Annotated in this window: 10 protein-coding genes; 2 read left to right on the forward strand and 8 right to left on the reverse strand. The window is 42.0% G+C overall.

Annotation, left to right across the window (positions count from 1 at the left end):
* Window positions 1-14 precede the first annotated feature (14 nt).
* The 4 genes from MKY99_RS01300 to udk all read right to left on the reverse strand — a co-directional run bounded on the left by MKY99_RS01300 (window position 15) and on the right by udk (window position 4731).
* Window positions 15-1127, reverse strand: a complete 1113-nt coding sequence (locus MKY99_RS01300; protein WP_339268232.1) for an endospore germination permease — start codon at window positions 1125-1127, stop codon at window positions 15-17.
* Between the two features lie 21 nt (window positions 1128-1148).
* Complete coding sequence (locus MKY99_RS01305) at window positions 1149-2348, reverse strand: Ger(x)C family spore germination protein (RefSeq protein ID WP_042184136.1); 1200 nt, start codon at window positions 2346-2348, stop codon at window positions 1149-1151.
* Window positions 2349-2351: 3 nt separating this feature from the next.
* Entirely contained in the window at window positions 2352-3944 is a 1593-nt protein-coding gene (locus tag MKY99_RS01310) for a spore germination protein (protein WP_339268235.1), read from the reverse strand.
* Between the two features lie 160 nt (window positions 3945-4104).
* Entirely contained in the window at window positions 4105-4731 is a 627-nt protein-coding gene (udk, locus tag MKY99_RS01315) for a uridine kinase (protein WP_042184138.1), read from the reverse strand.
* Window positions 4732-4888: 157 nt separating this feature from the next.
* Here udk and MKY99_RS01320 point away from each other — a divergent pair, with 157 nt between their 5' ends.
* Window positions 4889-6001, forward strand: a complete 1113-nt coding sequence (locus MKY99_RS01320) for a beta-eliminating lyase-related protein (RefSeq protein WP_339268237.1) — start codon at window positions 4889-4891, stop codon at window positions 5999-6001.
* Here MKY99_RS01320 and MKY99_RS01325 read toward each other — a convergent pair.
* The 4 genes from MKY99_RS01325 to MKY99_RS01340 are packed head-to-tail and all read right to left on the reverse strand — an operon-like array spanning window position 5975 to window position 10988.
* Complete coding sequence (locus MKY99_RS01325) at window positions 5975-7291, reverse strand: glycosyltransferase family A protein (RefSeq protein WP_339268238.1); 1317 nt, start codon at window positions 7289-7291, stop codon at window positions 5975-5977. The genes MKY99_RS01320 and MKY99_RS01325 overlap by 27 nt on opposite strands.
* A 19-nt stretch (window positions 7292-7310) precedes the next feature.
* Entirely contained in the window at window positions 7311-8858 is a 1548-nt protein-coding gene (locus tag MKY99_RS01330) for a sugar isomerase (RefSeq protein WP_339268240.1), read from the reverse strand.
* Window positions 8833-9960 (reverse strand): polysaccharide pyruvyl transferase family protein, encoded by a 1128-nt coding sequence (locus tag MKY99_RS01335; protein WP_339268242.1) that lies wholly within the window; start codon window positions 9958-9960, stop codon window positions 8833-8835. The genes MKY99_RS01330 and MKY99_RS01335 overlap by 26 nt, the downstream gene beginning before the upstream one ends.
* Window positions 9957-10988 (reverse strand): glycosyltransferase family A protein, encoded by a 1032-nt coding sequence (locus MKY99_RS01340; RefSeq protein WP_339244342.1) that lies wholly within the window; start codon window positions 10986-10988, stop codon window positions 9957-9959. Before MKY99_RS01340 ends, MKY99_RS01335 begins: the two co-directional genes overlap by 4 nt.
* Before the next feature lie 227 nt (window positions 10989-11215).
* On the opposite strand from MKY99_RS01340, the gene MKY99_RS01345 reads away from it, so the two are divergent.
* On the forward strand, window positions 11216-12442 hold the full coding sequence (locus MKY99_RS01345) for a Zn-dependent hydrolase (protein ID WP_339268244.1): 1227 nt from the start codon (window positions 11216-11218) through the stop codon (window positions 12440-12442).
* Window positions 12443-12451: the final 9 nt, after the last annotated feature.

A 12451-nucleotide genomic window follows, 5' to 3' on the forward strand; every position in this document is an offset into this window, starting at 1 on the left:
CTCCCAAACCATCTTTAGTTTTGAGATTTCAAGTCCTTACTCAGTGCTCTTCGAAACATTGCCACACCTAACAACACCAAGGGTAGAACTAACCCGAAGGTTATAACATAATACACCCAATAATTATCGAAAACTGTGTTGTAATATGTGAAATTGGGGGCAATAATAGGCGCTAGTGACACCAAAATCAACCCTGTGGGTAAGGTTAACACGCGATACTCTTTTAATTTTAATAATTGGGATAAACCCAGAATGAAAGCATAGAAGAACAAAGTTACTTTTATAAATAGGGTTAACATCCACTGTAGAGCTATCAGGGCTTCCACCCGCTCGAAAAACCCACCAATGGATATACGTCTTGCTATGTTGTAGCTGGGATATATATCTCTGGTCGTCAGATCCGGACCTAGCACTAATATGGAAACAGTCAGTGTCAGGAAGATGATAGTACCACCTAGTAAACAGCCCAGTAGTAAGCCTTTTGTTATCTTCTGTTGTTGGCTTACATAAGGGAGTACCATTAGAAAGACAACCGGTTCTAAAAAGGTGTAAGCCGTAATGGAGATAGATCCTCTCAGTACTGGTTTTATTCCGTCCTCCAAAATGGGCAGGATTCTGACAATATTCATCTGAGGAACAATTGCGACCGTCAGGATCAGGAATAGGATAATAATCATTGGAGTAAAGATCTCACCAGTTCGTCCTAAGACCTCAATACCAAGTCGTGTTGCCATAATCACGATAAGTATAAATAGGGTTAAAATGGGCGGAATAGGGGTTCCTGGCAACATTTCTGCAATCACAAAATCACTGACCTCACGCATACTTCCAACGGTAACGATAAGAAAAAACATTAAAGTCATAAGCGATAGAACCGTACCTAGCCATTTTCCAAAAGCCTTTTGAATAGCCTCAATAAGCGTTAATTTGGGATATAACTTTATGAACCTACTGTACATATAGATGGCTAGCAAACCTATTACCATCCCAATTAAAGTGGAAATCCAAGCATTTTGTCTGGCGTAGTGTGTAGTGGAAGGGGGGATTACGAGAATGGAATCCCCGATGGTAAGAAGCATAACCAATATGGTTAGCTGACGAGTACTTAGTTTACCTTTTTCGAGCATAGCTTCGTTCCCTCCAATGTATCACTTCATCTCTTCTAAGAAAGAGTTAGTCACTTTCCCTAATTGGCGAATCTTAATGTCCGTCTTTACGCTTACAGGCAGGTTTACAAAGGTTTGATCCCAATTGTCTTTCAGTTTCTTCCATGCCTGTGGGTTTGAGCGATGTATGACCTCACCGAAGCCAAAAATATCGGATTTGAATTCTTGTTGTACTTTTTTAATCGTAGTTTCGAATAAATGTACTACTTTCTGGTTAGCGATTTGTTCTAATTCGGTGATGGTCTTTGGATTGGTCAGGTCTAGATTTCTACATTGAACCTCTCCTATATCTGATTCTATATGTTGCTCAATACTGATTTCTGGGTTGTCATTATGCATGCTGCCTTTTATTTTGGAATGGGCTTCAAATACATCAAGCGAAACCTTTTTTCCTTCGGGACATTGGATATAGAAAACGGTGCTCTTTACCTTATTGGTTAAATAGTTATACACTTTTGATTCCTCTGGATTTAGCCAACCAATTAATTTGTCCTCTTTGAATACAGCCAATCCGGAGTATTTCAATTCTGTTGGAGAGTCTACCGTTTCAACATTCTTCTGGGTTTGTCCTACATCTACATTTCCATTGATGACAACCCCTGTTAAGACTGGATTCTTACCCTTACTCACAAGTTCTGTAATTAGTGTTCCTAATGTCACAGTAGAGGTGGGTGCCCATTGCTTCTCCGATGTTTCCAGACTAGAAAACAATCGCACAGCAGGAATCTTTTCAAGGCTGGTTAATATTTTCAGAGTGTCTTCTGCTTTGGTATCCTTTGCCACCACAATAAAGTAATCGTTTCGCGTATCGGTATCTCTTGACATGAAATCAAGAACACTGCTGATTCCCTCTTTAGCCAAATCTTCGCCGAGGACCAAGATTCGCAGATGAGAGATGTAAATTTTACGTGGACTAAGGGTCGTGATTTTCCTAAGAGCTTCATATACGGTATTTCCGGTTGCCTTATAAAGGTTTACGGGTGATTGAGGAGAACCACCCTTTGAGCCTGCGATTTGACTGGGTAATACGACTTGAGCAGAAACTTGATATTGATCTCCGATTTTGTCGATTCCGATTCCTACAGCAATCGCAAGATCGTTTAATTCCCGGCGACTCCAGCAGCCTGTTACGAATAGTTGTATAAGTATAACTACACACAGCAGAAGTGCTCTTCGTTTCATAGTTTATTCCTCCGTTAGATCTCCCGGTTTTTCCGGTGGTGTACTCTTTACCCGAACCATATTTTTTTGATTGATCAGCTTAGGGCGGGTAAACATAGCCCAACGGGGCATTCGGAAAAAGGTGTCCTTTTGATCAGCAAGATTAAACGGAGCAAAGGGGCTCATATAAGGAACTCCAAAGGAGCGCAAGCTACACATGTGAAGCACTATTGCGATAACACCAATGATGATACCGAACAATCCAAAGGAAGCCGCTAGAAACATCATTGGGAAACGAAGCATTCTGACCGTCAAGGCGAGATCAAAGGCCGGCAGAACAAAGCTGGAGATCGCCGTAACAGCAACGACAATGAGCATGGCGGCAGAAACAATGCCAGCATCTACTGCAGCTGTTCCAATGACTAGCGTTCCTACTATAGAGACAGATTGGGCTATGGTTTGGGGCATGCGTACACTAGCTTCTCTTAGAATCTCAAAAGCAAGCTCCATTAAGAGGGCTTCAATAAATGCTGGAAGCGGTACGCCTTCCCGTTGAGCAGCTAAGCTAATAAGTAGGGTTGTAGGCAACATCTCTTGATGGAAAGTAGTAATAGCTACATATAAGGATGGGGCTAGAAGAGAAATGAATATACAGAAATAACGGAGCATCCGAACTAAGGTACCAACATCTGCACGTTGGTAGTAATCCTCAGCGGTCTGCATGAAGGAAACGAATGTAGTAGGAACCGTCATGACTATAGGCGTTCCATCTACTAAAATAGCTACTTTTCCTTCCATTAGCGCAGCTGCAATAACATCAGGTCGTTCGGTATGATGGATCGTTGGAAATGGAGTATAGGTTTCATCCTCGATTAATTCCTCGATATAACCACTCTCCAAGATGCCATCGATGTCGATTCGATCTAAACGTGTATGTACTTCTTGTACAATCCCATCATCTACAATTCCTTTGATATACATAATGGATACATCGGTTTGGGTCATACGTCCGATTTGTTGTGTTTCTAACCACAGATTTGGATCTTTTATTTTCCGCCGGATTAATGCAGTGTTGGTACGCAAGCTTTCTGTGAAGGCTTCCTTAGGTCCGCGGATCACCGTTTCGGTGGCACTTTCTGATACACCTCGATCTTTCCATCCACGCATGCCAATCGTGAAACCCTTAGCGTATCCATCTAGTAAAAGGATCACATCTCCGGATAATAAGGAGGTTAACAAAGAATGGAACTCGGTCGCATCTTTGATATCACCTACGGTAAGCATGTGATTTTTTAATAAGGAATAGTTGTCATTCTCAGGTACTAAGCTCAAATCTGGAATTTCTAAGACAAGAGACTCCAGAATGAAATCCTGAATAGCTTTACTGTCAGCAAGTCCATCCGTATAGAAAATAGCGGCTTTAATCTTATGTTTGGAGCCAATGAAGAAATCTCTGACCACAAGGTCTGTGCTATTGCCGAGCGTCTTTTTTATATGTTCAATATTATCTTGAAGGTTTTCTTTGAGAGGTTCTTTAGGTAATTCTCTAGTGGGGTTGGGGTGCCCTAATGTAGGGTTTTTGAATATTTTAGTTATTGTTCTGTTTAGAAATCCCATAGTTGTTATCCCTCTTCCGCAAACTGCTGTGAAATTAGCTATTACCAAAATGCGGTGGGATTATTCTTTGAATAGTCAACTGCAGGTTTGGGGATGAACATGCAAAAAAGCCGTCGAGAGAATCTCGACAGCTAGGGTTAGAACTAGGTATTTAAGAACTTTAGGACGTCCAGTCGTTATATAAATGTTTCTCAGTTAGGATGGACAACAACTGGATACCGACCTCATTATGGCCACCTTCAGGGATGATCAAATCGGCGTATTTTTTGGATGGCTCAATAAAAGCTTCGTGCATCGGTTTAACCGTGCTCAAATATTGATGATGGATCGATTGAATGCTCCGACCGCGTTCCTCGATATCGCGGAGTACCCGGCGGAGGATGCGTACATCAGGATCAGCATCAACAAAGACTTTGATATCAAGCATATCGCGGAGGTTTTCGTCGGATAGAACATGGAGTCCCTCGATGATTACAATATTGTTGGGTTTCAGTTCTACAGTCTCCGTAGTGGAGCGGGCATGAACTGTAAAGTCATACACCGGTGCATATGCAGTCTGATCTTCTCGCAGACATTTAAGATGCTCAATAAGCAGCTCGTTATCGAAAGCGAAAGGATGATCGTAATTGATGGATTCACGTTCAGCGAAGCTGAGGTGTGAATGATCTTTATAGTAGTTATCTTGAGATATGAAAGTTACCTTTCCCGTTCCAAGACGGTCAATGACGGAGCGGGCTACGGTTGTTTTTCCCGAGCCGGTGCCGCCGGCGATACCAATGATGAGCATGTGATTCAATAACCCTCCCTAAGATTGCCGTTGCAATTCCAATATTGTAGCACAGCGCTCATGTTTTTTCACCTTAGATCGGGTAAAATTAAGATGGGATTTTTTGAAATTCGTCTATATTAGGGACAAGGCAAACACGGAAGGGGCAATTCTACCAATGAACGGAAAAAAATCAGTGCAAGAGGCGTTTAATGAAACGACTTATCGAATCGTAGGACATGGGGATCGAGATGTTCAAGTCTTGAAGGAAGCCTTTGAAGCTGTAGAGAATAGTACACCATCTGATATTTATGGATCGGGAAAGGTGATTGAGGATTTCCAGTCGGAAATGGCGAAGCTTTTGGGAAAAGAAACAGCAGTCTTCTTTCCGAGTGGAACGATGGCACAGCAAATCGCTTTAAGAATATGGTGTGATGAAAAAGGACTCATGAGCGTCGCCTATCACCCTTTATGTCATTTAGAGATCCATGAGCAGGATGGGTTGAAGGAATTGCATCATATCGAGCCTGTCCTACTTGCGGATAAGAATCGACTAATTACCTTGGATGATGTATTACAAATGAAGGATGATATTGCTTGTCTGCTGCTTGAATTGCCACAGCGTGAGATTGGCGGACAGTTACCAGAGTATCAGGAGCTTGAAGCGATTTCTGCACATTGCCGTGCTCGGGGAATTAAGCTGCATTTGGATGGCGCAAGATTGCTTGAGACGCTTCCCTATTATGAAAAGACAGCTGCTGAGATCTGCGCCCTCTTTGATAGTGTCTATATCTCACTGTATAAAGGAATCGGAGGAATTGCTGGCGCGATTCTTGCAGGCAGTGAGGAGTTTACGAAGCAATCGAAGATATGGAAACGGCGGCATGGTGGCGACCTAATCAGTCTGTATCCATACATTATTTCCTCTGATTATTACTACCAGCAAAGAGTAGATAAGATGCAGCAGTATTATGAAGGGGCTAAAGAGCTTGCTGCTTTAGTTAATCAATGTCATGCGGTGACTACGTTACCTGCTGAGCCTGTCTCCAACATGTTTCATATGCATTTTCAAATGTCTAGGGAGAGCATTGAACCGATCCTGTCTTCTGCATATGAGGCAACAGGAATCGGTTTAAGCGCAGCGATAAGACCAACGGGAGAACATAGTTCTTATTGCGAGATCAGTATTGGAGACAAGTACGCAGACATCCCTAAAGAAGAGGTAAAAGGATTTTTACTGCTGCTCGATAAGCTAATGCGTGAATCATCTTCCGAGCAGCGTTCGAAGTAATGAGATCCGTAATAATTGTTTTTTAATAAGCTTTGTACGGAATTCATTTCTTAATTGATTGTAGATCGGCGGGCAATGGTTAAGGGCCCAATGATACATGAATTTAAAGTCTGTGGCGTCTTTCGCAGAATTTAATAAATAGTATGAGATCGTATCATATGCATTATGGTTAAACCATTCCGTCATTTCCTGCTCGTGATAGCCATATTTCTGAACGGCCATATTCTTAATTAACAGCTTCTCCTCCAGATTCTCAATTAAGAATCGCTGACTCAAATTAAAAGTAATGTTGTCCCCGTGTAATCTGTACACACCGGCAAGGGTATCTATGAAGCCAGCATCACCGATGAGCAAGGAACGCAGATAAATAGAAGCATCGTTAACCATGTTCATATTCAGGATATCCATAGCCATTAAAGCCTCACGCTTAAAGACAGTTGTTAAGGTGGAGGAGGGCTTCGGATATCCTTTTTTCTCGAAATTCATGAAATAATCCTGCTTCTTAATAATCCTGCTTAGCTGTAGGCTACTGATCTTCAGTTGCTTGGCCTTTGAAAATTCAAGAAACACATTAGCAGCCACGAATGCTATTTCGGGATGGTGATTGTGAAAGTCCACAGCCTTACTTAAATAATTCATGTCAATCAGATAGTCATCATCATCGAGAAAAAGAACATACTCACCATCACCATGAGCAGCAAAAGCCTTACGGCGATTATTTCCCGGCCCGCTATTCTTTTCGTTCTGCATGTAGATTACCCGTGACTCGCCTCCGAAGCTTTGATGCATTAACTCTTCCGTGCCATCTGTAGAGCAATCATCAATAACTGTGATCTCTATATAAGGATAGTCTTGCTTTAAGATGCTTTGGATCGCTTGATATAGAAATGCCTTTCTATTGTAAGTAGTGATAATGACACTAACCTTGGGATAATCGGCAAAGGAAAGGAGTGCTGAGTGTGAAGTATCCGTATGGGAGGACTGATGTTTGATTGCAACGATCCCATGGATTAACCCGTCAATTTCTTCGTTCACAATACTGAATTGCTCTGACAGATAGAACCTTAATGCATCTTCTGAAGCTCTCCCTGTGAGATAAGCACGGATCACCTCAGATAAGATTTCTAGATAGGTTTTAACTTGCGGATTTTGTTCTTTATCTATGATCATGCGGCATCGTTGGAATATCTCTTGATCATCCAATTGAAGGGCAGATGAATGGTTGATTTCATCATTAAGGTCATTTAGAAAGACGTAACAGGCTTGCTGCAAAACCTCGCTATGATCCATTTGGGGGCCTCCTGCTGTGTTATTTGGATAAACCACTTACCTTAGGTCTAGCTGCAATTTTACTTTTGAGTTTATATCGATACGTTTTGAGATGCCCCCATGTATATAGGAATACTTCCCGTTCCATTAAGGAGGCAATTACGAAATATACGGGCAGGATCACAAGCCCTAACAGTACACCCCACAACATAATTCCTGCATAGGAATGGATAGGGATGTCGATGGCGCTGGAGACCAGAATAATGCCCACAAAAACTACTGCATTCGTTAGCCATCTTCTAAAAGTGACCCAAGGGCTCCGATCCAGCAGATGTCTGCTAGCATAGACCACGATATCTATGGAACGGTACAAGAGAGCGGCTATCGTCCCCATCAATACACCGTAAATCCCCATAAAGATAACGAAGACAATAGAAGCGACTAGATTGATAGCGGATTCTAGAATGGAACGGTTCTGTGTGTTCTTGAAATGTCCGGCGATCGTAATCACATTATTAGAAGAAGCTCTGGCATTGGTTAATAATTTGATGACTACGAACAGGATCGGCAGCCACATATCGATATAATTCACGTCATTTACCCCAGCGGTATACAGTTTCATAAAAGGTAGAATTAGAATGTAAGCTACCGTTAGAATCGAGAAAATGAGCCCCATAAAATACACTTCGTAAGCATCATAAAATTTAATGAAAGCTTCTTTACTCTCATGAAAGCTCTGACCGAGAGCAGCCTTCACGCTTCCGTTTATGGTTTGGACGATGTTATCTACAATCGTAAAAATCATGTTGTACATGACATAAATGCTGACGATCTTTAAGTTCGTAAATATAGTCAGGATTAGCACGTCAGTATTTCTAAACACTAAGTAGGAGATCTCATGGACTAAGACGGAATTTTTTTGACCAATGGCTTCATAGTCTGGTTTAAGATTTAGGTTGATCCATTTGTAATGCTTATTGATATAAATATAGAAGACGACGATTTGAAGTATGGTCAGTATGAAGTAGGAAGCTTGCACAGCAATGATGTTAACGCCTTGAAGTAATAACAGAATCCGAATTACATTGTTCAGAATATTAGCTACGGTGACTATAGAAGTCTCTACATAGCTTTTTCCCTCTGCAGCGAGAAGCACTTTGAATTTCCCTTGAAAATAATAATTGATCGCTCCGCCCATCCCTGTAAGTAAAATAATGAGCATAATCGATAATCGATCGATGTCAGAAGTGATCACTAATGGATACACGGTGGCGATTAGAAGGACGGCGAAGAAATAATAAATGCCTGTTTTTTTATAATAGCTAGAGGTGGCGGCCAAAATAGAGTTGATGTGGTTCTTATCATCCGAAGCTACTGGCTTATATAGGGCTTGGATCGAAGCGGCGCCTACGCCGGCTTCCAGCAGTGCCAAATAACTAATAATTTGTACAATAGAAGCGATTAAACCATTGGCCTCTGAGCCATAGTTGACCATAATCAGTCGGGGGATAAAAAAACCGAGGATGATCGTGATGAGTTGACTCCCGAGTCCAAAAGATAAGTTAAGAATGCTCCGCTTGGCTCTCATAACGTATCCTCCTTTCGTAAAGCGATAAATACGTATCCAGATGCTCGAAATGCCTTTCGGCATGTTTGGCTTGCGGTGTGACATCCATATAGTGAGTAGTCATACTTTCAAAAACCTGTGCAGGCTGGAGCTGCTCCAGTGTAGTGAAATCGGTATATAACCCTTTGAACTGGGCATCTTCCATTACATTGATCATTTTTTTGCTGTAAGCGACGGGAAACACTGGTTTACCCAATACCCACCCGAGGATCATCGCATGGAATCTTGAAGCTACGATAAAGCTGGAATGGGCTAGAACGGCCAAGACCTCTTCCATATTCGTTTTATATAAATGCACTTGGGTGGCATCCTCATAGGAGGGACCCATAAGACTCCGGATTTCCTCAATCGCCAGCTGATCACCTTCGTGTTCACAAAATGACATGAAATGAACAGCGTAGCCTTTTTCAATGAAATAAATTGCGAGTTCTTTCATTTTTTCATAATAGAGGTTGTCAAAACCGTTCAGACCTTTAGCAGAAGGCTTAATGACGGATAAGACGATATAATCCTCCGGTTCGGTGTGAAGATCTGACGGGTTAAGCTGAAAAATAATATCGGGTGCTAAACGGACATTATTCAGATCCTCAAATAAATCATAAGAGTACTTTTCTCTAAAGCAGATGTCTGTATAGTCCTTAAAAATCCGCCTATGTTCCTCATAATATTCTTTATCTGTATAAGGGCCGAAATTCGATCCTAATAAATAGTAGGGCTTATTCTTATTCCGAATAGCTTCTGCGTTCTTGAAATGCTCTTCCCAATGCTCTGCCTGCATAAAAATCGATCCGCCGATATGAACAACGCCATCGGAGTGATTTGCCATGAATTTTTGCGCCAGATTATGTATCTTTAATCTTCTGCAAATATAGGCAATACCTCTTAAGAAAATGGAATCGGAAGGAATCACTTTGAGATTCTTGATCTCTTTGAAGCATAGCTTGTATAGGTGTGGAGCGCAGATTCTGAACTCCGTATCCGGATATCTCTCACACAACACCTTTATGAATAAATCATCGCCCAAATTAAATTCGGTATAGGCATAGATCAGCATCTTCTTCATATTCTAGATTCCCTTCGCTTGAACCTGGATAAGCTTCTCTCCACAGAAATGAATCTGTGATATAGAAGCGGGGAGATTAAGAATGCTCGGATATAAAGGGCTAATCTTCGATCATTGCCCCTATAACGTCTTATGAGTTCATACATTTCTTGATTTAGTTCAGGATAGGTATGATCGATGTCGCGAAGTAACTCCTGAATGCTTACCCCTTCTGTCTCATTTAGACAGGTCTTTATGTTGAAAAAGTAATTCTCGATCAGCTCACGATTTCTTATATAAGGGGATATCGTATCCAACTGCTCAAAGGGATGTGCCTGAAAGTAGGCATCGACCCGTTTGAATACATCGACGACATCAAATTTTTTCACATTATAGCTGTTGGAAATTGACGTGTTTCTTTGTAAATAAAACGATAGAATATCCGGAAGCGTGACAACTCTGGCGGCTCTGGATAAGGCTTTGTAGATGAATTCCTGATCTTCTCCATTCACACAGCATTCCGTATATTGGAGATCATGAAGGAGTAACAATTCCCGTTTGTACGCAATGCTCCCTGTCCATATTCGTAAGCTTTTGTCCACAAAAATATGAGTCAGCGCTTCACTGCCTGTTATGTCGCTATAAGCGGATGTATAACTCAAAGTAGTGACTCCATCCTCTGAAACATGGTTATAACCCCAGCAGATAATCTCGGGGCCAGCGTCATGGATATAGGTATGAATGGTCCGCACTAAGTCTGCAGAAATATAATCATCTCCATCCAGAAACAACACATAATTCCCTGTGGCTTCTGCTAGGCCTCTATTTCTAGCCGAACTAACCCCCTGATTCTCTGTTCGAATGACTTTGCAGGAAAGGGTGGGGTGAAGTGCGAGAATATTTGCTATAACGTTGTAAGTGTTATCCGTAGATCCGTCATCAACGATAATAACCTCGAAATGCGGTTCACTTTGGGTAAGGAGTGAATTAAACATAGGGGTTATATAATGTTCTATATTGTATACTGGGACCACAATGCTTAGATTCATGTGCTGCTCCTTTCCTTGGTAGAACTGGATAAATAGCTATCTTAAGCTTACCCTCCGTCTCAAAAGATTGTATATACTACTTTAGTTTACTTATTGCTACCTCTATTTTGTTGTAACATTACGCGAATAATAATTATTACAGTATGTAAAATGACAATCATATCGATTGGTATAACATATATAGAAAGTCTATAAAATCATGAACGCTCGAAGCGGAGGGACCTACGATGCAATTGCAAAAAATATTCGTGAACGGTGAGAGATTAAAGAATACGATTGAGGCATTTGCGAATTTTGGGCGTACAGATAAAAATGGCGTGACCCGGTTATCGCTGACGGAAGAGGATGTTAAGGTTCGGAATTATTTTTGCGCTTGCTGTGAAGAGCTGGGGATGTCTGTGAAGATGGACGACATGGGCACGATGTACGCTACGCTTGCGGGTGTAGCATCTGGGCCTCCTATCGTAATTGGTTCGCATATGGATACTGTGAAAAAAGGCGGCAGATTCGATGGTATCCTTGGGGTAATCGCTGGACTAGAGGTAGTCCGCACACTCGTGGATCACGGAATAAAGCCGAGGCTACCAGTGACCATTATGAATTTCACAAATGAAGAAGGAGCTCGCTTCGAGCCTTCGATGATGGCCTCTGGTGTGCTGTCCGGGAAGTTCGATAAGGCGACAATGCTGAAAAAAAAAGATCCAGAGGGCATTACTTTTGGAGAAGCGCTCGAGAAAAGTGGGTATAAGGGAGAAATGAGCAATCGTATTACCGAAGCCACTGCTTATTTGGAGCTTCATATCGAGCAAGGTCCTGTGCTGGAATTAGAGGAACTATCGATTGGTTTGGTTGATTGTGTAGTTGGTATGGCCTGTTATGAGATAGAAGTGACGGGTGAATCGGATCACGCGGGCACCACACCTATGGCGATGCGCAAGGATGCCTTGTTCGCTGCCACAGATCTGATCACGGAGCTGCGAGGCGCGCTGAGTGCGCTCGACTCTGAGCTAGTGTATACCATGGGCAGATTGAACGTTCTTCCTAATATTCATACTGTCATTCCCAATAAAGTGATCTTCACGATCGAGGCTAGACATAAGGATATGGAGATTGTTCATGAGGTAGAAGATATTATCCATGGTTTACCGGAGATGCTAAAGGACTGCAAAGTGAGTAAGACCAAGCTTTGGGGCAGAGAAACAGTATGGTTTGACCGGGGTATATGTGATTTAGTGGAGCAAGCGGCACAAGCCTTGGGTTATTCAAAACGGAAGATCGCAAGTGGCGCAGGGCATGATGCTCAGTTCGTAGCCAGCTTTCTGCCATCCGCGATGGTGTTTGTACCTAGTGTGAGGGGGAAAAGTCATTGTGAAGAGGAGCTTACCTCCTATGAAGACTGTGAAAAAGGGGTAAATGTAATCCTAGAAACGGTGTTGTTATTACTGTCAAAGTAATACGCGTCA

The sequence above is a fragment of the Paenibacillus sp. FSL R5-0470 genome (assembly GCF_037975205.1).
GTDB lineage: Bacteria > Bacillota > Bacilli > Paenibacillales > Paenibacillaceae > Paenibacillus_AQ.